The 25,978-nt window shown below is 39.9% G+C and carries 18 protein-coding genes; 5 read left to right on the top strand and 13 right to left on the bottom strand.

Annotated elements, in window-relative coordinates; translation table 11 throughout:
- Positions 1 to 17 precede the first annotated feature (17 nt).
- The 4 genes from B3C94_RS09865 to B3C94_RS09880 all read right to left on the bottom strand — a co-directional run bounded on the left by B3C94_RS09865 (position 18) and on the right by B3C94_RS09880 (position 7,209).
- Positions 18 to 1,487, bottom strand: coding sequence for a RagB/SusD family nutrient uptake outer membrane protein (locus B3C94_RS09865; RefSeq protein WP_293902794.1), 1,470 nt, complete (start codon positions 1,485 to 1,487; stop codon positions 18 to 20).
- Positions 1,488 to 1,505: 18 nt separating this feature from the next.
- On the bottom strand, positions 1,506 to 4,712 hold the full coding sequence (locus B3C94_RS09870; protein ID WP_293902797.1) for a SusC/RagA family TonB-linked outer membrane protein: 3,207 nt from the start codon (positions 4,710 to 4,712) through the stop codon (positions 1,506 to 1,508).
- A 207-nt stretch (positions 4,713 to 4,919) separates the two neighbouring features.
- Positions 4,920 to 5,975, bottom strand: a complete 1,056-nt coding sequence (locus tag B3C94_RS09875; RefSeq protein WP_293902800.1) for a dipeptide epimerase — start codon at positions 5,973 to 5,975, stop codon at positions 4,920 to 4,922.
- Between the two features lie 7 nt (positions 5,976 to 5,982).
- Positions 5,983 to 7,209, bottom strand: a complete 1,227-nt coding sequence (locus B3C94_RS09880) for an NlpC/P60 family protein (protein WP_293902803.1) — start codon at positions 7,207 to 7,209, stop codon at positions 5,983 to 5,985.
- Positions 7,210 to 7,531: 322 nt separating this feature from the next.
- Here B3C94_RS09880 and B3C94_RS09885 point away from each other — a divergent pair, with 322 nt between their 5' ends.
- A complete protein-coding gene (locus B3C94_RS09885; protein ID WP_293902806.1) occupies positions 7,532 to 8,560 on the top strand; it encodes a N(4)-(beta-N-acetylglucosaminyl)-L-asparaginase in 1,029 nt (342 codons plus the stop codon).
- 188 nt (positions 8,561 to 8,748) lie between these two features.
- Positions 8,749 to 9,264: a peptide-methionine (S)-S-oxide reductase MsrA gene (msrA, locus tag B3C94_RS09890; RefSeq protein ID WP_293902809.1), complete on the top strand. Its 516-nt coding sequence runs from the start codon at positions 8,749 to 8,751 to the stop codon at positions 9,262 to 9,264.
- A gap of 178 nt (positions 9,265 to 9,442) precedes the next feature.
- Here msrA and B3C94_RS09895 read toward each other — a convergent pair whose 3' ends face one another.
- The 5 genes from B3C94_RS09895 to B3C94_RS09915 all read right to left on the bottom strand — a co-directional run bounded on the left by B3C94_RS09895 (position 9,443) and on the right by B3C94_RS09915 (position 16,222).
- Complete coding sequence (locus tag B3C94_RS09895) at positions 9,443 to 12,172, bottom strand: DNA gyrase/topoisomerase IV subunit A (protein WP_293902812.1); 2,730 nt, start codon at positions 12,170 to 12,172, stop codon at positions 9,443 to 9,445.
- 226 nt (positions 12,173 to 12,398) lie between these two features.
- A complete protein-coding gene (locus B3C94_RS09900; RefSeq protein ID WP_293902815.1) occupies positions 12,399 to 13,076 on the bottom strand; it encodes an ATP-binding cassette domain-containing protein in 678 nt (225 codons plus the stop codon).
- Positions 13,073 to 13,987, bottom strand: coding sequence for a hypothetical protein (locus tag B3C94_RS09905; protein WP_293902818.1), 915 nt, complete (start codon positions 13,985 to 13,987; stop codon positions 13,073 to 13,075). Before B3C94_RS09905 ends, B3C94_RS09900 begins: the two co-directional genes overlap by 4 nt.
- A 198-nt stretch (positions 13,988 to 14,185) precedes the next feature.
- Complete coding sequence (locus tag B3C94_RS09910) at positions 14,186 to 15,358, bottom strand: MFS transporter (protein ID WP_293902821.1); 1,173 nt, start codon at positions 15,356 to 15,358, stop codon at positions 14,186 to 14,188.
- Positions 15,359 to 15,472: 114 nt separating this feature from the next.
- Positions 15,473 to 16,222 carry a TrmH family RNA methyltransferase gene (locus tag B3C94_RS09915; RefSeq protein ID WP_293902824.1) on the bottom strand — a complete coding sequence of 250 codons (750 nt, stop codon included), beginning with the start codon at positions 16,220 to 16,222 and terminating at the stop codon, positions 15,473 to 15,475.
- 8 nt (positions 16,223 to 16,230) lie between these two features.
- On the opposite strand from B3C94_RS09915, the gene B3C94_RS09920 reads away from it, so the two are divergent.
- Entirely contained in the window at positions 16,231 to 18,582 is a 2,352-nt protein-coding gene (locus B3C94_RS09920) for a BamA/TamA family outer membrane protein (protein WP_293902827.1), read from the top strand.
- A gap of 72 nt (positions 18,583 to 18,654) precedes the next feature.
- Here B3C94_RS09920 and B3C94_RS09925 read toward each other — a convergent pair whose 3' ends face one another.
- The 3 genes from B3C94_RS09925 to B3C94_RS09935 all read right to left on the bottom strand — a co-directional run bounded on the left by B3C94_RS09925 (position 18,655) and on the right by B3C94_RS09935 (position 20,769).
- On the bottom strand, positions 18,655 to 19,185 hold the full coding sequence (locus B3C94_RS09925; protein ID WP_293902830.1) for a hypothetical protein: 531 nt from the start codon (positions 19,183 to 19,185) through the stop codon (positions 18,655 to 18,657).
- Positions 19,186 to 19,440: 255 nt separating this feature from the next.
- Positions 19,441 to 19,896, bottom strand: coding sequence for a hypothetical protein (locus B3C94_RS09930; protein WP_293902833.1), 456 nt, complete (start codon positions 19,894 to 19,896; stop codon positions 19,441 to 19,443).
- Positions 19,897 to 19,944: 48 nt separating this feature from the next.
- A complete protein-coding gene (locus tag B3C94_RS09935; protein WP_293902836.1) occupies positions 19,945 to 20,769 on the bottom strand; it encodes a hypothetical protein in 825 nt (274 codons plus the stop codon).
- Positions 20,770 to 20,862: 93 nt separating this feature from the next.
- On the opposite strand from B3C94_RS09935, the gene B3C94_RS09940 reads away from it, so the two are divergent.
- The gene (locus tag B3C94_RS09940) at positions 20,863 to 23,973 is read left to right on the top strand and encodes a DUF6493 family protein (protein ID WP_293902839.1); all 3,111 of its coding nucleotides are present in this window, start codon (positions 20,863 to 20,865) and stop codon (positions 23,971 to 23,973) included.
- 4 nt (positions 23,974 to 23,977) lie between these two features.
- On the top strand, positions 23,978 to 25,312 hold the full coding sequence (locus tag B3C94_RS09945; RefSeq protein WP_293902841.1) for an SWIM zinc finger family protein: 1,335 nt from the start codon (positions 23,978 to 23,980) through the stop codon (positions 25,310 to 25,312).
- A 53-nt stretch (positions 25,313 to 25,365) separates the two neighbouring features.
- Here the strand turns inward: B3C94_RS09945 and B3C94_RS09950 are convergent, their stop codons facing one another.
- Positions 25,366 to 25,968 (bottom strand): SMI1/KNR4 family protein, encoded by a 603-nt coding sequence (locus tag B3C94_RS09950; protein WP_293902844.1) that lies wholly within the window; start codon positions 25,966 to 25,968, stop codon positions 25,366 to 25,368.
- Between the last annotated feature and the right edge of the window lie 10 nt (positions 25,969 to 25,978).

Consider the following 25,978-nt stretch of genomic DNA (forward strand, 5'->3'; position numbering starts at 1 on the left):
TTTCCTGTTTTTGGTAATTAATAGCCTGTATTCTGTTGATTTGCAATAGCAGGGTTTGCGTTCATTTCGTCTAATGAAATCGGAAGAATGGTTTTAAAAAACGTTCTATCAATAGTTTTTTCCCTATTGGTCGTACTTATATTACCTAAATCATCATCGAAGGTGATCGATTTGTTCCAGCGCATCATATCGAAGAAACGGTGGCCTTCACCTAAAAGTTCTTTACTTCTTTCATCGGCAATCATGTCTAATGTAATCGAATTAGAAGTTGCAGCATCCAATTTAGGTGATCGTTGACGAATGGAATTCAGATACGTCGCTGCCAGGGCTTTGTCTGGTGAAGTTTTTAACAGAGCTGCTTCGGCAGCGATCAGATATACTTCGGACAAACGAATGACCTTAATATTGACAGCGGTACTATTTGCTGCTGAATTTTTATCACCAGCAAGCGTGGTGCTACCGCTATATTTATAGACCGCTCCTAAATGCGTGGTGCCGACTTCATCGTAGGCCATAACACCCCATCTGACATCTGTCTCGTCTTTCTTAAGTTTGGTCAAGAATGGATCTGCGGCTATAAAGTTGCCCAATATGGCCGTGCTGCCATGACCTTTCCTACGAAACATAGCCCCCAATGAGCTTGTCCCTGCATCAGCTTCATTCGGATAGACACCCAATTCTAAAATAGATTCCGTTCCAAACATACTTGTCCAGGATTTTACCCAGTTTTCATTGCTATATAACGTATAAACTTTTGAGTCTATAACTTCCTGAGCTGATTTTAACGAGTTGTCATAGTCGTTCATATAGAGATACACACGAGCTTGCAGCGCTTTGTTGGCGAAAAAGTTGAAATATCCATCCGACTTGGATTTTGGCAATAAGCTTTCTGCATCCTTTAGATCTTGTACGATCTGTTTGTAGTTTTCCTCAACGGAAATACGTTTTTCCTGCGCGCTATATTCGAGTACTTTCGTGACGTTAGGAATACCAAGGGCAGATTTTTCCATGTTATAGGGTTTCCCATATAACCTGACAAGATCAAAATTAATAAGAGCTCTTGCGGTCAATGCTTGTCCCTTATATGTATCGAAATTTTCTGTCGAACCGGCGGCAATTAGTTTATCTATATTCGTCAAAAGATTGTTGATCTGTACGAGTGTATGAAACCCTTGTGTCCAGATACCCGAATAAGGATTAGAAGAGGCTGAATGATTAAATACATAAAGATAGTCATAACCGCGACCCTGTGATGCTATCGTAAAGTCACCCCCTTTGGCATCCGCGTAAAGCGGGAAGTTTCGTCCATAGTAGGCAACGTTTGCCATTTTGCTCATTAATCCATTCATGATCACTTTTGCGTCAGCAGCCGTTTGGATTGAGGTATTGGAGTCACCCATATTGGTCGGTGTGACATCCAAAAAATTGCTACAAGAGCTAATTACTAATGATATTGTTATGCACGAGGCAATAAAAAGCTTTTTCATAATACTGTTTTTTTTTCGTTAAAAACCAAATTCGACACCGAAAGTGTAAGTTTTTGCCAATGGTGTTTCCCAACCCCGCGTACCAAATTGGTTGACTTCCGGATCCATATACTTGTATTTTGAAACAGTCAACAAATTGCTCCCGTTGAAAAATACTCTTGCATTGGAAATACCTGCTCGTTTTAAAAACTCATTCGGTAATCTATAGCTCAACGAAATGTTCTTTAATCGAAGATATGAGGCGTCAAACAGTTGTCTGCTGCTGATCTGATTCACATCTTCCAGATCTCTTCCGGTAACCATTGGGTAGGATCCACTGGTATTGGAAGGTGACCAACTATTTTCTGTAAAATAAGCTGAATGAATTCTTTCCCAATAATAGCCATCGTCCGCAACATCTTTGGATGTAGCATCATAAAGTTTGCCACCAATTTTATAGGCGAAGTTCAATCCCAACGAAAAGTTTTTATAATCGATGTCAGAATTTATACCGCCATATAGTTTCGGATTAGCATTTCCGATGATGGTCTGTTTCGCTTTTTTGTAATCGTAGCTTGCAGCTTTTCCGTTGAACATAAAATCGCCGTCAGTGCCATCGTTTGTGTACCAGACATTTTTGCCATTGGTCTGATCAGTACCAGCCCATTCAAGGCCAAAGAAAGATAAAGACGATTCTCCTTCACGATAAATAAATCGAGCTCTATCATCTGCACCTGTTGGGTCATACCAGACGATATCCCGTCCACCATATAATTTTGTAATTTTGGATTTGATGAACGCAGCATTTGCACTTAATGTCCATTTCCAATTTTCATTTTTAACGATGTCAGAGCCCAATTCAATCTCGATACCTTTATTATTCATCTCTCCTACATTCCGCAATATAGAGCTGAATCCGGTGATTGTGGAGATTGGAACGTTCTGTAATAAGTCTTTCGAATCTCTGTTAAAATATTCAATGGTACCGAATAGTTTGTTGTTGAACAGGCCAAATTCTAAGGCGACGTTTGTGGAGTAATTTTTCTCCCAAGCTACGTCTGGATTACCTAGATTATTTAGACCCCCTCCTGGTTGCGTCATGTATTTATTGGAATAGCTTGTTAGATTTCTCCAGGCAAAGAGATCGGTAGGTAATGTCCCATTTACCCCATAGGAACCTCTAATTCTGAGGTTATTGATTTCTTCGATATCTTTGATAAAAGATTCCTTAGCCAAGTTCCAGGAAGCTGCTAAAGACCAAAAATTGCCCCAACGAGGACCGGGTGCCAAGCGGGATGAACCATCCCTTCTAAAAGACGCGGATGCAAAATAACGTTCATCGTAGTTGTATTCCGCCCGCGATAGTACAGACATCATATTGTTGCCCCAAGAGTAGGCAGATGCGTCCAGTATACCTGCAGTAGCAACTGTATGAAGTGAAGAGGATGGTAAATCTTTACCTGTAGCACGGATAAAGTCTGTTGTATTTTTTTCAGCTTCGAAACCTGCTAATAACCCGATGTTATGTAAGCCAAAGCTTTTGTTGTAATTAGCGGTTGTGGATGATACCAATTTTTCAATGGATGTAGACACCTCTGTAACCCGGCCATTGTCTGCCATACCGTTATAATGTTTAGCACTATAATAGATATGATCTTTGACTTCAGTTCTGTCATACGAGAAAATAGTCTTCAATGTAAGTTCGGGTAACAACTTTAATGATAAAGATTCTATAGCTGATAATTTGCTTGTCTTCGACGAGTTTTCCCATTCCTTGTTGTAGTATAAAGGATTATAAGCAAGACTACCATAGCGAGCTGTATATTCGTTACCTGTTTTATAATCTGTCGGCCAATACATTTGCCATAATAAATTACTCGCCTGATACAGGTAATTTGTTCCTGTATTCCTGGTGTCATTCATGCCGATAAGTTTGTTTTTCGCGTAGTTGACGTTCGAACCAAATTCAAGATATTTTCCAATCTTTTGTGTTAAATTAATCCGACCATTAATTCTGTCCAAGTTATTTTCTATAATCCTGCTTTTGTCTTGTGTGTATCCTAAAGACGCGTAATAATTCGTTTTTTCTGTTGCTCCGCTTACTGAAATATCGTTGCTGTTGAATATTCCAGTTCTAAATAATGCTTTGTTCCAGTCATAATATTTGCCATCTCGGTTCTCTACACCATCTGTTTTTCCCGAGATATGAACATTTTCCCATTGTGAGGTTCCATCCGTGCTGAATTGATAACCATGAATACCAAAACCATAAGAAGAAGTAGGTTTACCATAATTTGCCGAATTTGGATTCCAGTCTAAAGAATTTAAACGGAATAAGGTATTTTTATTCGCCTGTTCAGCTGTTTGACCTGCTGCTATTCTAGAATCATATAATACACTATAAAGCGTGTTGATTTGATCTTGTACTGAAGCAGGTTCATTATTTTTTGTTGCCCAAGAAGGACTAATGCCAATAGAGGACTTAACATTGATCTTCGGGTCTCCATTCTTACCCCTTTTTGTAGTGATGATGATGACACCATTTGCTGCACGGGAGCCATATAGAGAAGACGCAGCCGCATCTTTTAGCACAGAAATAGATTCGATGTCGCTCGGATTTAATGTGCTCATTACGTTGTTTGTATTGACAATATAATCGCCCATTTGTCCGACACTACCCGAAATAACCGGAACTCCGTCAATGACATAGAGTGGCTCATTCGATGCGTTCATGGAGCCTATGCCGCGAATGCGTATCGCTGAAGTTGCACCGGCCTGGCCAGATCCATTTGACATTTGCAGACCAGCGACACGACCAGTAAGTGCTTTTTCAAAGGAAGTGACGGGTTGTTTATCAATGGCATCTGATTTTACTTGCGCTGCGGAACCTGTATAGGTACTTTTTTTAGCCGTTCCATAGGCAATGACAATGACTTCGTCTAAGGACTGTTCATCACTGTTAAGTGATATACTAATGGTTTTGCGGCCATTGACCTGAATTTCTTGAGGGCTATAACCTACGGCGGATATACTTAATGTCGCATTCGCATTTGCAGTCAAGGTAAACAGACCACCTTCGTTTGTTGAGGTCCCTTGGTTAGCGCCTTTTACATGTATTGTAACTCCGCTAATTGGTTTTCCATTGCTGTCCGTTATTTTACCTGCAATTTGGATCTGTTGCGCATGTAAAGACTGCATCGAACCACAGGCTATGAGACACAACGTTGTGAGCACATGTTGTTTCATATTAAAATTTGTCTTTTAGAGGCAATATGGGATATCCGGTTGATTTTCACAGTGGTTTGTGTTTCTCAGACATGGCTATTCCATAAAAGAGTGAATTGATTAATTTAGTTTGTTAATATTTTGGTGCTGTCGAGTGTTGGTCAAACCTGCGATAGCAATTCAGTGCAATCTTTTCTTTAAGAAAAAAACATTGCACTGAATATAGGGTTATTTTCTTACAATTCCAATTCCAGGACGGTCAGGAAGGAGGCAGCTGCCATTTACCACGGTCATGCCGTCGTATATATCATTTGCAATTAACAAAGCACCGTCTAGATCAGCCCAGTCTGTTAACGGAGCAAGCTGTGCGGCGGCGCTGATAGCACATGATGTTTCGGTCATACAGCCAATCATAACTTTCATTTCCAAAGAGCGGGCAAGTTCTGCCATACGCTTGGCTTCGCGCATGCCTGTACATTTCATCAATTTGATATTAATACCCGAATATACCCCCTTTAAAGCAGGTACATCCACAAGCCGTTGACAACCTTCGTCAGCGATGGTCGGAATCGGACTATGCTCCGTTAACCAGGCATTATCATCTATTTGCTCTTTGGGCATTGGCTGTTCTAAAAATGAAACATTTCTTTCCGCTAGCCAATGAGCCATCTCCAATGCTTCTTCGCGCGTTTTCCAGCCTTGGTTTACATCAGCACATAATGGTCGATCTGTCACCTGACGGATTGTATCGATAATCATCTTGTCCGTATCGAGCCCCAGTTTCACTTTTAGAATTTTGAATTGATCAGCCTCAGCGACTTTTTTACGGATCATTTCTTCGGTATCAATGCCTATCGTATAAGATGTCGGTGGAATAAGATCAGGATTTAATCCCCATATCTTATAATAAGGCTGATTCATGATTTTACCAAGAATATCATGCAGGGCGATATCAATGGAAGCTTTTGCTGCGGTATTTTTCGAAGCTAGCTGATCGATATAGTGCAGGATCTCTTCGGTTTGAAATGGAGAGTTAAAACCTGTCAGATCGATCTGATTGAGAAATGATAGGACACTTTCCTGCGATTCGCCGAGATAGGGAGGCATGCTAGCCTCACCATAACCTATAATGCCATCATACTCTAATTCGGTCAATACAACCGGTGTTGTGCTTCGGCTAAAGGAAGCTACAGTAAAAACATGACGCAGCGTTAGCGTATAAGGCCGAAACCTTAATTTAAAGGCACCAAAATCTTTACTAATCCATTCAGGTTGATTACTCATGGTTATGTTATTTGTTGTTGTAATAATTGCTTTCAACGACTTTCTGTATTGCACTATCGTGGGCGCCGAGGTAACGGCGGGCGGCAACCACAGTACGGGTCTGAAAATCATCATAATTGCTGGCGTCCTTCAACATGCTGTTGATGCGCACTAGTCCGGCAGCGTGAATAAAGGTGCCATTACCGATATAAAGCGCAACATGAGTGACACGCGCATTTGGATTGCTGTTTTTACCGGCGGCAAAGAAAAGTAAGTCTGCGGGTTTTAGGTTTTTTAGTGCTTTCTCAGGGTCGAAATGTCCCTCTTGATCCAATATGTCTATTTTTTCACCTGCAAGTACCTGTTGAGATGCATCGCGAGGAATCACAAAGCCGTTCATAAAGAAGCTTGTTTTAGTGAAACCGCTGCAGTCTACACCTTTGACAGATGTTCCGCCCCATAAATAAGGGAGACCCAACATTGTTTTTGCACTGGCGATAACGTTTTCTGCTGTTGGCTGGCGTGTATCCAACCAATTTTTTAATGTCAGGCTTTCTGATTTTTTGATATATCCCAATCTTCCATCGGGATAAGCGATTTCATAAAAACTACCTTTCTGCCCTTTTAACTGCAAGATATCGCCATAGACGAGGTCCGAAACGCGTTGGCTTTTTTCATTGGCTTCAGAATATGATTTTCCGAACTCAGCGGTATAAATCACTTTTTCCGCTTGCCGCCAATTTGCCAACGTGGTTTTGTCCATCGCCTCAATGGATGAACTGGGTACCCAAGCGATATAGCCGTCAGGCGTACGGACACGGTAATCGCCGCTCTTTTTTTGCAAGAGGTCAACCTGTGTGCCCAACAAAACCTGACTGGTCAATTCTGCCGCATTATCAGGAAAAGTACGCATGTTAGCAACCGAAAGTCTGATGACCCCAGCCGTCTTTTCTCCCACACTCGCGTCAGGCAATAGCTGTACCTGAATATCGGCCGATATTTCTTTTGCCTTTTGTTGCAGAACGAATTGCGCATCTTTCTCGGTTGTTTCAAGCACATATTGGTTCTGCGCTATATCCGCTTTTTGGATGGCCACAATCTTGGTTCTTTTATCCGGAGCATATTCACGTTTTACGTTTTCTTGCAACTCTTTAATTTTGAAATAAGTGGTGGAATCCAGCTGCTGTGCCTGACTACTACCCGTGCTGATAAGGCTTGCATAGGCTAGAATAGCAAATTTTAGCGTGTTTTTCATGCGAATTAGTTTGTTTCTAAAGATAGGATTAATTCATAATATAAGTCAATTTTTATTGTCGATTTTTAAGTGATTTTCAGGTTATGTTGCTAAAAAACGAATGATTGGGTTTAATTTTAATTAAATAATCTAATTGCTAAAACCATTTTGTAATATTGCTTATAGATTGTGAAGTCAAAATGGCTTCCATTTACTTCCGAGGCCCAAAAATGCAGTATAATATGTTCCATAGTAGATCGAAGGATGGAATTGGAGCAGCTTTAATTATCGGGTTTTTGCCGGATTGATAGACAACGATTTTATATAAAATAGTAATAAGGAAATGAGTTCAAGACGTGATTTTATTAAGAAAGGTTTGATTGCTGCTACTACAGCGGGGACATTAACGGCATTTGATGCAAAAGGATTGTCGATTGGATCAAAAACGAACACGAAAAAATACCCCATCGTAATTTCAACCTGGGACTTTGGTATTGCAGCAAATAAAGCCGCTTGGGAAATATTATCAAAAGGAGGGAAGGCATTGGATGCTGTTGAGCAAGGCGTACGTGTGCCCGAAGCCGATCTGAAAAATATGACCGTTGGTAAAGGGGGATATCCAGATCGTGATGGCCATGTTACCCTCGATGCCTGCATTATGGATGCTGATGGTAATTGCGGTGCGGTTGCTGGAATGGAAAAAATTGGACATCCGATTTCAGTAGCACGCTTGGTGATGGAAAAAACGCCGCATGTGATGCTGGTAGGCGAAGGGGCATTGCAATTTGCTTTGGAAAATGGTTTTAAGGAAGAAAACCTGTTGACTCCGGAAGGCGAAAAAGCGTGGAAAGAATGGTTAAAGGAGAAAAAATACAAACCCGTAGCCAATATTGAAAATCAGTCCTTTGCGGCGGAACGTTTGCCGGGAAACCAATATAATCACGATACCATTGGTATGTTGGCACTTGACGCCAATGGAAATATTTCGGGAGCCTGTACAACAAGCGGCATGGCTTTCAAGATGCATGGCAGGGTAGGAGATAGTCCTATTATTGGTGCCGGTCTATATGTCGATAATGAAGTAGGTGGGGCTACGTCTACCGGAGTAGGTGAAGAAGTTATACGGAATGTAGGTAGTTTTTTGGTGGTTGAATTGATGCGTCAGGGATATTCTCCAGAAGATGCCTGTAAGGAAGCCGTCATGCGTATTGTGAAGAAGAAACCGGCAATTGCGAAGGAAATCCAAGTTGGATTCTTAGCAATGAATAAAAAAGGCGAATATGGGGCCTATGCTTTACAACAGGGCTTTTCCTATGCTGTTTGCGACAGTAAACAGCAAGATTTATTGATTAAAGGAAAGCATTACTATTAATATTAAAAAAAGAGTGTGTGGCTTGGGTGTTTCATGCTCAGAGCTAAGTACTGGGATTTTTCGCCATGCTAATAAGAGATGCCATTGCTAATAAATAATTATATTTGTCTAAACATTATTAGGAACTGCTGATATGGTGCAGCAGATGTTGGTAAATGTAAAGTTAAAATACGCAAGAATATAAAAATATGAAAGCAACATTTGGAGGAGGATGTTTTTGGTGTACAGAAGTTATTTTCCAGAATACGGAAGGAGTAACATCAGTATTACCTGGTTATATGGGGGGACATATCGATAAACCGACCTATGAACAAGTATGTACGGGTACAACAGATCATGTTGAAGTCGTTGAATTGGAATATGATGATGAATTGGTTAATTACGAAGATTTGTTGAAAATTTTCTTCAAGACTCATAATCCGACTACATTAAACCGGCAAGGAAATGATGTAGGAACGCAATATCGGTCAGTTGTGTTTTATCATAATGAGGAGCAAGAGATTCTGGCGAAGAATTTTATTGACGAATTGGAAAATGAGGAGGTTTATGAAGATCCTATTGTCACCGCAGTTGAACCGGCCGCTACATTTTGGTTAGCCGAGGACTATCATCATAATTATTTTAATGATCATCCCGAAAATCCATTTTGTTCTGTTGTTATTGCACCGAAGCTTCAAAAATTCTTAAAAGAATTTAAAGCGTAGTAAGACCTTCGTTGAAGTTATCATGTGAGGCATGAACCTCTTTGCTGCTGGAAATAGACAGCGTAAAACGAGTGTTCAAGGAGATGATAAAGCGTCTATAAGAATTGAATGTCAGAATAAAACACAAAAAAGGCTCGAATATTTATTCGAGCCTTTTTTGTATTTTATTAAACGTGACTTAGAACATCTCCATCTGTCCTTTATCATCAATCTGGATGTCATCCGGATTGGTGATCTCTAGTTTGATGTCATCGTTCTTCTCTGTGGTTTCAGCTTCTTTCGGTGAGCTTTCCGCAATAGGTTCTGTACTGTCAACCTTTGTTTCTGGGGTATCAGTAGTTTCCGCCAAAGGTGTTTCTTTCCCTTTTTGACTTAGATCTTCATCCGCTGTCAATAGGGTAACCGATTTTACGGTATGGAAAGACAGACGGTTTCCTTGTGCTTTTATTCCTTTTACATCAATAATTTCAGTCAAAGGCTGGTCAAGTGTTTCTTCTGTTTGGGATTTGCCTTTTAAAATATCCAATTTGACCAAAGGTTCAGCGGCATTGCTCATCAATATCAATTTGGACCCTGCATCTTCATTGATAAAGGAAATGCGTTTTCCAATAGGTTGATCGTCAAATTTAAAACGTTTGACAAAATAGGTTCCGCTCTTGCCGTCCTGATGCACAACTGTATAGATATGGTCTGGATAGTATTTTTCGATCCGGATCATTTTCTCGTCGAAGTGGTTGCTTAAATCAAAGTTTGACAATTCATAGGTTCCGTCTGAAAGAACCACCAATATTTTGTCGTCGCCATCAAATTCACCGAGGTATTGGCCGCGTTCATCTGCGTTTAGACGTTTCATGACCGTATCATACCATATTTTTCTTCCCGCCAGTGTGGAAACACCAGAGCTTTTAAAGCTGATTTTTTTGACGGGATATTTTGATACAATATTTCCTTGGGACGCACGGCCCTTGATTGCAATCTCGGCAAAGTCCATGTCAAAATTCAACTTACGCAATTTTGTGTGCGGTTTAAGCTGTATATTAACGACTTCTGCTTCACCGTTTGGATTGGCTGTGAAATATAGAATTTTCGATCCTTTTGATCCTTTGGATACATCATATTCTTTATCGCGTGTAACGCCTACGACAGAGAAACGTTTGATGTAGCTCGTGCCCGTTTCACCTTCTTTATAGATGGCATTATAGATGGTACGTTCATCACCTTTTTTGAAAACAGCGACATGAATGATACCCTTTCCAACAAAGACTTTATCTTGGATTTTACTGACAACATATTTGCCATCTTCACGGAAGGCAATAATATCGTCTATATCTGAACAGTCACAGACAAACTCATCTTTCTTCATGCCCGAACCGATGAATCCCTCTTCGCGATTAACATATAGTTTGGCATTCGCCAAGGCCACCTGTGTAGCTTCTACTTTATCGAATATACGCAGTTCGGTTTTACGCTCGCGGTCTTTACTATATTTTTCACGCAATTTTTCAAACCATGCAATAGCGTATTCCGTTAATTGGCGTAAATGGCGTTTGACTTCCTTGATCTCATTTTCGAGCGTTTTCATCATTTCGTCGGCCTTTTTAACGTCGAAACGCGTGATACTACTCATTGGTTTATCGATCAATTTCTTGTAATCTTCGGGGCGTATCTCGCGGTAGAATTGATCGAAGAAAGGTTCAAATAAGCGATTCAGAACTTGCACCACGACCTCAAAGTCACCTGCATTTTCATAATCTGGATGCTTGTACATCCCTTCCTGGATAAATATTTTTAATAAACTACTGAAGAATATTTTCTCTTGAAGATCATTTAAGCGAATCTCCAATTCTCGTTTCAATAAGTTTTTGGTGTTTACGGTATTCTCTATTAGAATATCGTTGACACTCATAAAGTGAGGTTTCTCATCCTTGATCACACAGGTGTTGGGCGAGATGGAAACTTCACAGGCGGTAAAGGCATATAAGGCATCAATCGTTACATCAGGAGAAATTCCAGGAGCCAAATGCACAATGATCTCTACATTTCCTGCCGTATTATCCTCGATTTTTTTGATCTTAATTTTCCCTTTATCGTTGGCTGTGACCACACTTTCAATTAGACCGCCAGTCGTGGTTCCAAATGGAATTTCTGTAATTGCGAGCGTCTTTTTGTCGCGTTCTTCAATTTTCGCACGAACACGGATTTTGCCCCCACGTTGACCCTCATTATAATTTGAAACGTCGGCCATACCACCCGTAGGAAAGTCTGGGAAGATATTCGGACGTTCACCGTTTAATACCTGAATTGATCCGTCAATGAGCTCAATGAAATTGTGCGGCATAATCTTGGTTGCCAGACCGACAGCGATGCCTTCAGCTCCCTGAGCTAATAACAAAGGAAATTTTACAGGAAGGGTAACAGGTTCGCGATTACGGCCATCGTAACTCAATTGCCACTCCGTCGTTTCGGGATTGAAGACAACGTCATTTGCAAATTTGGATAATCTTCCCTCGATATACCGTGGGGCAGCAGCAGAGTCACCCGTAATTGGGAAGCCCCAGTTGCCTTGACAGTCAATCAAGAGATCCTTTTGTCCCAGCTGCACCATGGCGTCGCCGATAGAAGCATCACCATGTGGGTGATATTTCATCGTATTACCAATCACATTGGCTGCTTTATTATATCTTCCATCATCCATTTCCTTTAAGGAATGGAGGATACGACGTTGTACGGGTTTTAAGCCGTCATTGATATGCGGTACGGCTCTGTCCAAGATCACATAGGATGCATAGTCCAAAAACCAGTTTTCGTATAGTCCTGATAAAGGTATCGTCTGACTTCCGCTTTCTGTTTTTCCTGACCCCAGTTCTTCTTGATTATCTTCCGTTGGGAAGTTCGTTTCGTCACTCATTTACTCAGCAATAGATTAAATTGTACAATACAGAAATGTTCGAAATATTATTTTATTCGAACGTGTAAAAATACAAAACCATTTTGTTTTATCCCAGTGAAACTATGAAAAGTTAAAAAAATTAGTTTTTAAAACTAATATAATTAGTTTGCAGGCTGGTCGATAGCCAAATCATACCAGTAAAAGGGAAAGATGTCTTGACCCCGGGTTTCCCGTATGTGTGATGCTAAAGCCACAATTTGTCGATATCTTTTTGTAGTATTTTTTCTTTCATTTCCTCCTCAAAGTCTCCGAACTGCTCTTTTTTTACAGATTTACTAATTCTACCAGTTTCGAGTACCAAGATTTCATCGCAGGTATCTTTTAGCGTGGAAAAGATGTGTGAGGAAATCAATATGATCTTTCCCATTGCTTTTAAGCGAAGAATAATCTCCGTAAGAATAATGCTGCTTTGTAGATCGATGCCATTAAAAGGTTCGTCAAGGATATAATAATTATTGTCCTGCAGCAGTGTTGCTGTCAGCGCAAGCTTTTTTTTCATTCCTGTGGAATAAGAGCTTGCATATTCCTTTAGCGGCAGCTCGAAAATATTTCTTTCGCTGAGATTTTTGATCTGTTTACCACGCGCATCTGTCAGCAGATAAATATACTCTTCCCCCGTGAGCTTAGAAAGGAAATATGGATCCGAAGTGAGGTAACCTAAATTGTTTTTCAGGGGTTCTAAATTAGATTTTATACTTCCTGAGGCGGTTTCTAGTCCGGCAATACAACGAAACAGCGTTGTCTTTCCGGCGCCATTTTCACCGACGATACCATATACTTTTCCGCTATCAAAGGTGTAAGTAATCTCGTGCAGTACTTGATGCTGTCCAAAGGACTTACTTATATTCGTAAGCTCGATCATAAGTGATTTTTTAGATTGTTGATTGCTTTGAAATAATAAAAGGGCAAGAGCGCTAGAATCAAGGGGTAAAAGCTAAAACAAAGTGCCAAAGCAAAACCTTCAGGGAAATTGATCTCCCGTGGGTAAGCGACGTATTTTAATGTGATTGCAAAAGGAAGTAAAAGTAATATTCCGCCCAATACAATACAGGCATTAAATAAATCCGATGGAAAGATTACAGCATACAGAAAAAGAAGAGGCAATACCAAGAGCAGGCACTGTAAAATTCCTCTTTTAAATTTTCGCATCAGAAAGGCTGTTGGTGTATGATGGTTATTCCAGAGGTAGAAAATAGGCTCCGGTAATTGATAATAGAAAACGCAGGTGAGCGCCATGCAAACGACGCAAAATAAAACAAGGTTGGAATTGGCAGCATAAAAACCGATTCCGGCCAATACATATAAAACGAGTAAAAGAAGGTAACTTCGACGGAATCCGATAATAAATTCAAAAGGTTTTTTTGCGAATGGTGTCGGAATGGACTTACCAAAAGCCTTAAAAGTCAAAAACGCAAAAACAACAGCTAATACAATCAAAAACATTGCATATAGCCAATGACTATGAAGGAGAAGAATGACAAACGAAGGGCTAACGACCAAGCCATTTTCCCAGAGTCTGATTTTGTGAAAATCTTTTCTGCTGAATGTATTTTTGAGAAAATCATTCCTATTTTTTTCAGTGAGTAGAAAAAGCAGTTGAAAATTAACGAGTATCACCGCATAACAGCCAAAAATAGGATATTGAAACAAAGCGTAATAGATCAGGTAGCATAAACCAAACAACAGGAGAGATGCGATCGGAACAGGTAGTCCTGTAGCCTTGATATGACGAACTAGTAATCTGTATTGGAGCTTTAAATAATTGCTTACCATGATAAATCAAACTTAGATAAATTACCTTTTATATGCAATATAATTGCGTAGCTTATAAAGTACGTATTGATCTTAACTGTTCTTCGTGGTACTCATGATTGCTTCGCCGTTTATTTGATCTATACGCTGTCCATTGGGAAATTTATTTATAGAGGAAATGACGTTTTGCCTTACATAAGTTTGCAAAAAAATGAAAAGCTAGTAGGCTTTATGTCTTCGTTGCCAGCTCAGCATATAGGTCAACGCAAGTAGCAAAACTACGGCATTGGCATACATAATGACTGGAATCCGGAGGATAACATCACTATAGTATAATCCAGCAAGCAGTGCACCAAGCCCTATTCCAGCTTCAAGTGAGATATACATGGTTGCTACTGCCTTGCCCCGATGCTCGGGTAGACTAAGGTCAATTGTCCAGGCATTGACTGCAGGGGAGAGTATACCTGTGCCCACGCCATAGATACTTGCTCCGATCATCATGCCAATAAAACTATTTCCGAAGCCAATGGCAACCAGAGCGATCGCAATAATGATCAATCCGACAACAATGACTTTGGGTCTTCCATAACGGTCGGAAACTTTACCCGATACGAAACGGATCAGCACCGATGCGATAGTAAATGCGAGAAAAAATAGTCCTTTGTTTTTAAGCCCCAGATATTCACTCCAGTCGGGAATTAGAGTTAAAATAACTCCGTAGGCGGTATAAGACAAGAAAGTGACGATTCCAGCAGGAAGGGCACGCCATTCAATAATATCCTTGCGGTTTATTTTGAGCATGGAAAGATTGAATTTTTCTTTTTTCGCCAATGTTTCCTTCATGTTGATTACAATAACGATGGAAAGCAGTGCCATGAAAGATGAACAATAAAACATGACATTGATTCCGAAAGCCTCGAAAATGGCACTTCCAATGGCTGGCCCCACAGCCGTTCCGATGCTAAAAGCCAATCCATGCATACCTAGCGCCTCGCCCCATCTTTTTTGTGGAACCAGATCCGCGACATATGCCGAAGTTGAAGTGGGTTTAAAACCGGTAGAAAAACCATGTATCAACCGCAAAAATAAAAAACCTGCCACCGATGTTAGGATAGGGTAGAGGAAACCGCAGATGAAACAGACGATCGAACCAATTGCCATGACTGGCACACGCCCCCACCGATCCGTCAACTTACCGCTAAAAGGACGTGAAATCCCAGCTGTCAAGGTAAATAGGGCAATGATAAGCCCTTTATATTCCGCTCCGCCTAAACTGCTCAGATAATTTGGCAGTTCCGGAATAATCATATTGAAACTAGAAGAAAATAAGAGCGAGCTTAAGCAAAGTAAAATAAATTGAAGTGTATAGATGGATTTCTGTTCAGCTGGCATGGTGCAATTTTATTTTGTGTGAATATTCAGATAAGGACAAACGGATCGCGGCGAAATATCCGTCCCTTAAAGGAATCGGTCAAATGTACAGTTTTTGGAGCGATTAAACTTGTCCTAAACTAACTTTTGTCGGGCTATTTCACTGCAGAAAATGGTCGTCGCAACGGCTACATTCAAAGACTCGGCCCTACCTATGCGCGGGATCGTCACGGCTTGATCGATTAATGCTATTATTTCATCACTGATGCCATTGCCTTCGTTACCCATAACAATCAAGCCCTCATCGCTCCATTTGGTTTGATAGATTGATTGACCATCGAGTAGGGCTCCATATACTTTCAGGCCGCTTACTGGGATAAACTCATTTAAATTGGTATAGTAGACCTGAAGTCTGGCCAGCGAGCCCATGGTCGCCTGCACTACCTTAGGGTTGTAGGCATCCACAGTACCTATAGAACAGATGATGTGTTCGATACCAAACCATTCTGCTGTACGGATAATAGTTCCTAAATTACCAGGGTCCTGCACATCATCAAGCACAAGACTAAATTTGTTTTTTAAGTTAGCGGGTACAATTTTCTGCTGAAAAGGAAGTTTGACCAAAGCGAGGATGCCTTGTGGTGATTTCAGCGCACTAATCTTTTGGAATTCAGCCTCCGTCAATTCATGACATTTTATATTATGCGAGATTTTACCCACTTTTGTGTTGGCGTCGCCCGTATAGAAAATAGACTCAACCTGATAGCTGGATGAAATAAATTCCATCACGGATTTTATACCTTCAACGATAAACAGTCCCTGTTGTTTTCTATACTTTTTATTTTGTAGAGACGTTATTAGACTGATTTGCGCTTTTGACAACATTTTTATTGATGATTAAGTACCCTCGTTTTATCGGATTTGCAAGTATAACGCTTTTAGCGTTATTTTTTGCATCATGCCGGTCTTCAAAATACCTTGACGATGACCAGGCTCTGGTTACAAAAGTACAGATTTCTGGTGTGACCCCGGCATTGAAAGAATCTTCCGAAACATATATCTCCAATCAAATAAGACCAAATTCGCGCGTAAATTTGTTCATTTATAATACCTTCAATACTAAAAATGGACGCTATAAAACAAAGAAAATTCGGAATGTAGGTGAGCCGCCCCATTTGTTGGATTCGGCAATGGTCGATTTATCTGCCAATCAGATCCGACGTTTTTTATTTTCAAAAGGTTATTTTAAAGCTAAGGTTGAGCCCACGATTTCAGTTTCTAAAAAGAGAGCACATATTGACTTTAAGGTGGATGAAGGCGCCCCTTATCAGGTTAGAAATATTGAACGCAAATTTGAGGACGAAGATATAAAGGGAATATTTGAACGAGAGGTACTTCCAAAAACCGCGGTTAAACCAAATACTCAATATGATGCGGCGAAGTTGCTCGACGAGCGGGAGAAACTCTATGTTTCGATGCGTAACAACGGATACTATGATTATTTAAGGCAATATATGCGTGCGGGGGTTGATTCAACCATAGCAGGTAATCTGATCGATTTAAAAATCAATGTCGAAAACCCATCCGATTCTACGATACATAAAAAGTATCAAATCGACAGTGTTTATATGACCATAAAGAATTATGGGACGATGTCAAAGAAGGAGCCTCGTCGCATCGTAGATTCGGCAAAACGGCTATTGTTTGTCGATGAGACAAATAGTTTCAGATGGAAGCCTTTGGAACGTTATATGTATTTACGCTCAGGTCAATACTATTCGCTGGGGGAGGAAAATAAATCCTATGACCGATTATATGAAATGAATGGTTTTCGCTCTGTTAAAATGCAGTTTGTCAAAAAAGACTCGAATAAACTTGATGTACACTATGAATTTGTCCCAAGACCTCGTATGGGAAACCAGATAGAGGGCGAGTACACCTTTAGTTCGGGGATGAGCGGATTCAATATCGGGAATACATTTTCGCAACGTAATATCTTTGGAGGCTCTGAGCAGCTGGAAGTGAAATTACGTTATGGTGTCTTGTTTGATCCACGTTTGGCAGGCGGGCTTTCCAGTAAAATATTCAATAACGATTTTCAGGCGGGCGTAAATTTGGTTATTCCTCGTCTGATGGTACCCTTTCATATTAATCCAGGAGGTAAATTTGGTTTGCCCAAGACGACCTACTCCATGACTTTGCAGTTATTCGATCAAGATAAAACGTATTCGAACCGTTATTTTATTACATCTCTGAATTATTCCTGGTATGAAACGGAAAATAAGTATCATAGTTTTACACCTATTGTACTAGAATATCGGGATGGGCGTCTGGATTCCAATTTCCGGAATAAGCTCGTGCAGGAAGGTTATCAGCTGTATGTGCGTAGTAACGACCGTCAATATTTCGGTTTGGGAACTCAGTATACCTTTGTTTTGAATGGAAAGAAATTAAATAGTAAGGAAGATTTTCAATATTTCAGAGGCACATTGGACGTTAGCGGCAACGTGTTGGATCTGATTAGTTCTTTGGCAAAGTTGCCCAAGAACGCAGATGGAGAGAAAAAAATATTTGGTGTGCCCTTTCTTCAGTATGCCAAAACTGAACTTGATTATAGGCTTTATCGAAATCTTGGTGGAAATAGGCAATTTGTCTTCCGTTTTAATCCAGGGATAGCGATCCCTTATGGCAACAACTCCAAGCTATTGATTTTTGAGAAGAGTTTCTATAGCGGGGGGATGAATGGTATACGCGCTTGGCAGGCACGTACCTTGGGTCCTGGGGCTTATAACCGGCAGAGTCTCAGTGAAGATTTGCGTCTAAACCTGCGCAATTTAGATCAGCTTGGAGAAATTAAATTGGAAGCGAATGCCGAATACCGATTCAGATTGCTCAATAATTTTCTGGGCGCAAAGATGAATGGAGCGACATTCGTGGATATGGGAAATGTTTGGCGACTCAAGAAGGATGAAGAATTGAATCCGGGAGGGGAGTTCAAGTTCAATAAATTTCTTGGGCAAGTGGCTATTGGAACCGGTTTTGGACTTCGTTTCGATTCGGACTACTTTGTGATTCGCTTAGATGCTGGGCTTAAACTAAAAGATCCCCAATTCTCAGGTGCTGATCAATGGGTGATCAAACACTTCTTTGATTCCAAAGAATTTAAGGCACAGTATTATGAAACCCATAGACCGGATCGATACAATTTTATTCAATACAATTTTGGAATTGGGATGCCGTTCTAATAACAATTGATGTATTGTATTGCGAATCGCTTCAGTTCTATTATTTTCCCGCTATCCGGATTTGTTACTTTGTTAACCGATCAGATTTTTGAGGCTTGAAAATATAGATTCAAAAATTTTGCTCAAGTCTAAACCCTGAGAATGGTTGAATAAAAAGAAAACAATAGCCAGGGCGATGGCCGTCATAATCACTTTTTTAAACATGTAAGCGATTCCTAAGACGACTGCAGGAATAATTAAAAACATCAATCCGCTAATGGCAAAAGGAGAAAGGCCGCTATCGCTCTTGTAGATATAAAATAAACGTCCTTTGGAAGTTTGCTGATTTTTATGACTGAAAAATACGAAGGTTGATGACTCAATTTTCTGATTTGGGACAGCAACACCCTCATGAAATTGCAGTGGCTGAGAGAAACCATTGATTGTAAATAGGTAATTGCCATTGATGGTTTCATTGGTATTTCCCAGCGAATCCAATGCAACTACAGCCAATTTTCCATTTTTGGACAGGTTTTCCTTTACGACAAAGTTCTGGATATTTTGCTCTTGAGCAGCAGCCCAAAAAGGTATCAGTAATAGAAAAAATATAATCTTTTTCATCATTTTATTGTTATTCAGCTCGCTATTTCCCTTTTTTAGGGCCTATTTCTGCAGCGCTATGATCGTTTGAGTAGATCGGCTGGCATTCACACATGGGATCCGATTTCCTTCAAATGAGACTGCAATTTTAGGGATTTTAATTTTCTTTTGAAAATCTTTAACCATAGGAATGTTGAATTTGCTTCAGTTCCCTGTTTGAGTAGGATGGAACGCTTTTAGCGAAGGCCAGCTATCCTTTTATTTTCTTCTATTGGAGAATTAAGTTTTATCCTCGTTGGGTAAAGAATATGAATTGTTTTCTGTATCTTTTGTTAAGATCATATTTTGCAAATATCTATTATCAGGTTTCCCCAAAAAAGTGTTTATTTTTCCCATGGTTTGGTCATCGTACCAGTTACCCTTCTGATCTTGGACTTGTAATACCCGTTTATAAGGCTGTTTGTTGTTGAAAAATTCCTTTATCCTAATATATCCAAATAAGGCATAGGTAATCTTATTTAACATTTCATCTATTTCCTCTTCTGTATTATCATAATGCCAATGGAACTGGTCAAAAATGAGCATATTTTCTCTTATGCCAATATATAATGTAATATCAAAACCCTGAATGGGAGTACCAAATATTTTAAGCTCGTTCGCGTTTGGTCTTCGGTAAGAGATTTCAGGATGTTTTGTTATTTCATCTATAATTAAATCGATAATATTTTGGTCCATCTTAATGTTGGATTATTCACTTGTAAAATAGGCAAATTTCCGAAAAAATTAGTTCTTTGAGAGTTCTTCAATCAATTGTAATCTCACGGTTTCATTTAGAATGCCTTTTGGATCATCAATAGTAATTTTTCCAAGGATATCTTTTTTGACAGAAGCTCGATTTCCATTATTGTCACTCGCATCATAATTCCCGAAAATATCCTTTCTAACTGAAACCCGATTTCCGCTATTGTCTTCAATCGCTTTACCACCAAGGATATCATTTCTCACTGTAGTACGTTGCCCATTGCTATTTTCAATGGTGAGATTATCCAAAATATCTTTCCGTACCCTAGTTGAATTACCCTTGTTATCACGAATTTCCAGATTGCCTAAAATATCTTTTGATATCGTTGAGCTATTGCCTTGATTATCTCGAATATCGACGCCACCTAAAATATTTTTAGATACAGTTTTGACGTTTCCTTGTTCATCACGGATCTCTAAATTACCGTGTATATTTCTAAAAACTGTAGATGGACTTCTGTCGTCCCCCTCATTTTTTACGACAACATTTCCTGAAAAGTCTTCTTTTATGGTTATTTTCACATCATCCTTAGTTACGGTTGTATATTCGCCCCAACTACCTCGTTTAAATTTAATACTTCTCCAGGTATCTGAAAGAATAACATCTCCCCAGCTATCGGTCTCTATATTTATAGCGTTTCTGTCTAACCCATCTGAAATAGCTATTTTAATCATGTACTTTTTCATATTGTCAGAAGGGGGATCGGACCATATTTGGGAATGCTCTACCGTTGTTGAAAGTTTGGCTTCTACCGTTAAGGTAACCAATATGAGTGAAAAACCGAATAGATAATATATGCGTTTCATTAGATTGTGGTTTAATGTCAATATACGTTTTTTTATGCTACTTTCATTATATTTAAACACGAAGCGAATTAATTGATATTATAGTTAGATAGAATGTTTAAGCACTTAAAATACATAGACGGTACATCGGATAAATTTTGGGAAATACAAACTTCGGGTGCAACTCATACAGTCACCTACGGACGAAACGGAACGGCTGGGCAAAGTAAGAGTAAAACCTTTGATTCAGAAGAAGCCTGTTTAAAAGATGCAGAAAAATTAGTAGCGGAGAAGACTAAAAAAGGCTATTCTGAAGATGGTACCGTAGGCGTTGATAGCAAGGAGAAAGGTTCGGCTGTTCGTCAACCAACGGCTGCCAGCCAGCGAAAAGAAGAGGCGGTAGCAGCATTGAAGTTGCTTATCAAAGAGGCAAGGACAGAAGATATCATCCCTTTTCTGGAGGAATATTCTAGTGGTAACCTCGAAATTTTAAAAAAAGAAATACGTGCAGCCAAACGATATTGGGTCGATTATAGCGATCTTTCCAAGGATCCCGAATTTAAAAGTAAGGCACAGTACAACTGGGGAACGAGGGGTACCAAGGAGCAACAACGTACGGTAAAATTACTTGCTCTTGCAACATTTTCGGGTTCTGACGCCGGTAGCTGGGATATTTTTTATGAACTTTTGAACCAGGCCCGGAGCAAGGATGTAATACAGATCCTTGCCTATGCCAAGCCCAATTGGTTGGGCGGATATTTATTACAGTTAGTTCGTAAAAATGAGTGGCAACAGATAAATTATGACAATCTCCGTTTTTTGGAGCAAATGGGACATGTTGATTTTGAACCGGAGCTTTATGCAAGTTCAATTTCTGGTTTTAATAATTATGAATCCAAAAAGTTTTTTGAGGTTCTGACAACAGATGAATTGACAGTACAACGTGATATTCCTTTGGTATTTGAATATGAAACGGGCATTCACAGCAGGTATTGGGATTATAACTATCAGAATGCAGTCAATGAACTGCTATGGGATAAGGTGTTTGATACGTTGTTGGAAAACGAAAAAATTGATCCGGTGCTCATCATCACTGGAGCGCTCGAAGCTCAAACCAAAAATTGGAATAATAATCTGAAGGGCTATTTCAGAAAGCTTATCGAGCGGATGAAACTTTCTGAACATACCGTGATTGCCTATCAACAAAAGATCTTTCCTTTGTTGCACGCTGAACAGAGCGCTGTAATCAATTTTGCAGTAGAATACTTGAAACCTTTCTTTGCGCATACTGATTTTCAGTTATATGAATTTTTAGATTGGGCAGAAGCGATCTTTATGCGGAGCGATGTTAAGGCAAATCTTAAAACTCTTCTGATTCAGTTTGATAAACTATTGAAACAAAAATCCGAATGGCAGGAACGATTTGTTTCGCTAGCGGCCGATATCTTTATGATTCCGGATTTGCAATTACAAGAAAGAGCAGTCAAGTTTATTTTAAAATATCAAAAAGAACCATCTGAAGAGCTTGCAGCTAAGTTGCAGCTTTATAAACCACAGATGATGGGGGCTGTTGGGACTGATCTCAAGCACCTGCTATTGGAAGAAGGTTATTCGGAGAAAGAGATACTTGCTGAGCTTCACGGCGAAACAATCGAGCAGTATAGGTATCAGCCCATAGACGTCCGACGCTTAAACGAACCCTACGAATATCCGCAGACATGGAACGAGTTGTTTTTCAAGGTAGGGGAAGTCATCGGAGGTTCGGACCCTATTCAGGTAGAGATACTTATGAATGGCTGGATACAACATGCAAGCAGTTTTCCGGCAGATTATCAAAAACAGTTGGAGCCTTATATTAAGCAGTTAAGTGGAGGATATCGTGAGTCTTCTTGGTACAACCATTTCTCGGGGACATTTATCAACATGTACTATAAATCCGATGTGGTCTATAAAGATAAAGACCGATATCACAATTATTCCAAATGGGTAAGTCTGATGGGAAGTCAACTGGAGTTATTACAACAATTTCGGATAAATGGTATTCGTCTGCCATTACTGAGCTTACCGACACACAAACCATTCTGGATCTCACCAACCGTTCTTGTGCAGCGTATTTTAGCTTATCAGGAAGCTGGTGAGAAAATCAATCTACTAGATTTTTCCATTGCGTTGAGTCGTACGGTGCGCGAAGATCTGGAAGAACTTGAGCCGCTGATAAAGCAAATCGATGAGCCGCAAATAAGGGACGTTATCAACTATGCCTTGGGTTTTGGACCGATGAAAGTGCAGTTGCAATCATGGTTAGGAAATTTATTGTCATCCAAAGATTCAAATCAAGTCAACTGGATAGGCCTATGGGCAACTGTAGCACGAACACACCATCCTGATGCTTATTTTGAAGAATTTGTGAAGGAACCTTTAGCGGATATACCTTATGCAGCTCAACCTTTTCGTCCGGTATTAAAAACAGAGCCGACCTATTATGATAATTATAACTATGCTACACGGAAATCAGAGAAAGTATACAATGGTGATCAGTTGAGTTATGCATTTCCTTCTTATAAACAAGGGAGTGAAACTTTCCTGTATCATAAGGATATCTACAGCAGGGGAGCAAATACCATACTGTCTTATTACCTGTATAGGGCCGACGTAGCTTATATGCATAGTTTGATGCCCCAGAATACGGAGAGTCTTTCCCTGTTTTTAACGATAGGTCTGAACAGTAAAAGTGACTGGGGCGGGAAATCTTCAGCAGCTTATCTGGAGGAGATGCTGTACAATTTTTTCCGTTTCGATCAACAGTCCAACCTATACCTGGCAACTTCGCTCTTCAATAAAGAGAAGGAGGTGCGTGCTATGGCGGTTGAAGTCATTCTAGCTACAATTAATGAAAATAGATTGGACACCAAAGTATTAGGTGGAAAATTGGGGATGTTGCTGAGTAATGGTTACGGTCCCATTGGCCGTTGTGCTGAGGTGCTGGAACAATGTCGAGATATATCTTCAAAGCATAACAATGCCTTATTACAGCTATTGGATGCGGCTTTTACGCATTACAATATTGCTGAAAAAATGCCGACCAACTTTAAGAAAATCATTGAATATTATTACGATTTGATGAACAAGGAACAATATCATTTTCCAGACGATCTTCAACAAGTTTTTGAGAAACTGGAAATATATAAGAGTTTACAACCTATTTTGAAAAAAATAAGAAAATAACAATATGGCAGAGCAAGATTTAGCGATTAGCTATGCAAGAAATTCACAATTGACCCAGCAATCGGGCATACAGCAATTGGTATTGGCACATCAGTCGGAATTGGCCGAAGTCGCCAATGTACCTTGTTTCTTTTGGGGGAGTTTAACAGATCCTTTACTGACATCCAAATGTTTGTTGACCCTGTCGAAAGTAGTACGGTCGAGTTTCGGCCCTGTACCTCCGAGTTTACGGGATCCAATCGTTTCAGCCGGCACCAATCAGATTCGTTTTGAAGGATTCTCTTCCTGTAATGGCGTTTATGCCCGCCTGGATTTATTGGAAGATGCTATTGACGGGGAGTTTATTACGAGTGGTACAACCAATGTAGATTTCAATGAGCCAATGCTCAATGCGTTAAACGCTGTCAAGAAAACCGAAAAAATGGTGTTGGGGGTAGGAAGCAATGAGGTCGCCATTAGTACTGATAAGGCCAAAGTGACTGAAAAGAAAGTGACTTTGCCACCACGTTGGATCAAAGGGCTGACTTCGGTCCAATTGTATTTGGCTGGAATGGAGCTGCAGTTTGAATTAAATAAAATTCAGCTTATCCAATTATTTCAGGGCATTCCGAAAGGGAATGTGAAAGGTGAATTCTATCTAACGAAAAGAGCTAGCCGATTTGTGTTTTCCCCTATAAGTACAGGTGACGCGGTACGTATTGGTGGTATACAGCGATTACGTTTATTGGAGGGACTGCTGACATATGCAGATAAGTTGCTTGTTTATCAGGAAAAAGGCGGTGAAAGTGCGGCTTTTGTTGCTGACTTTGGTAAAATGAGACTGACTCTTGCCTTGTCACCAGATAGTTATCGCGGATTTTCGGGCGAAGGTAATGTATTGGAAAATATGATTAAGGCCGTTCCGGATGAATGGATACATGCCGTCAACGGACTACTCAAATCCAACGAGTTATTTGACCCAACAATGCTTTCAATTGAGCATGATGTCGATTTTGACACGATGGACACCCTATCGGCTTCATTATCTTCCATCGGGTTGCTGGGGTATGATCTACATAGTCATCAGCACTATTATAGACGATTACCGTTTAAGATGGAACGTATTTTGGCATTGAACCCTCGGCTAAAAAATGCAAAAAAACTTGTTGCGACAGCAGGTGTACAATTTGTTAAGAATACAACGGATTATATCGAAGCTAGAGTTGATGGATCAGGTGTGCAACATACCGTCATTATACAGGGAGACAAGTTTCAGTGTACCTGCAATTGGTTTACCAATCATCAGGGAAAAAGAGGGTTATGTAAACATATACTGGCCGTCAAGATGTTGAATGGTTAACCTGTTTGTTGCTTCATATTTTGCTTGCTGTGAAGTATGAAGCAACATTGGTTTTAATAGATATCATCTTCATTAATAAAATTATAACCAGTATTGATCAGTTGCTGAAGATACTCTTCGAAACTATCTGCTATGACAAGAAACTCATCGGGATCATGCACGAAACGTACAATTTGACCTATTTTACCGTTTTTTGAGGGACTAAAATCTACAAATAATTGTGAGGTTCCACCATTATTCATGCAATCGGAAAAATGAAGCCATTTTAAGTCCGTTGATTGATCAGTAATCCTGTTGTCAATTTCTACGTTGTTATACTTTCGGTCAATATAGTCAGCATAGTAGGTATGCGCAATATGTCGATTGTCGATCATCTCTTTAGACGAAAGCAGATAATAGGGATATTCAGCTAAGTCGGAGCCTAGAAAGAAGAATGCAATTTCTTCATCTGCATAAGTCCGCCAATAAGTTCCATCAACATATTTAAGTAAATCGACCAATCCCTCAGGGATTCCTGGAAATGCTTCTTGGAGTTTCTCTACATCTGTTTTGCCTGCACCATGTTTAATCTGTTCAAAATGATCCCAGGCTTCCTTGCCACCATTTTCATAGTATGCTTTCTTTAACCCAGATAAATAATTGTCAGCTTTTTTCATTTGCTTTTTT

Origin of the sequence: Sphingobacterium sp. UBA5670 (genome assembly GCF_002420705.1) — a bacterium.
Taxonomy (GTDB): domain Bacteria; phylum Bacteroidota; class Bacteroidia; order Sphingobacteriales; family Sphingobacteriaceae; genus Sphingobacterium.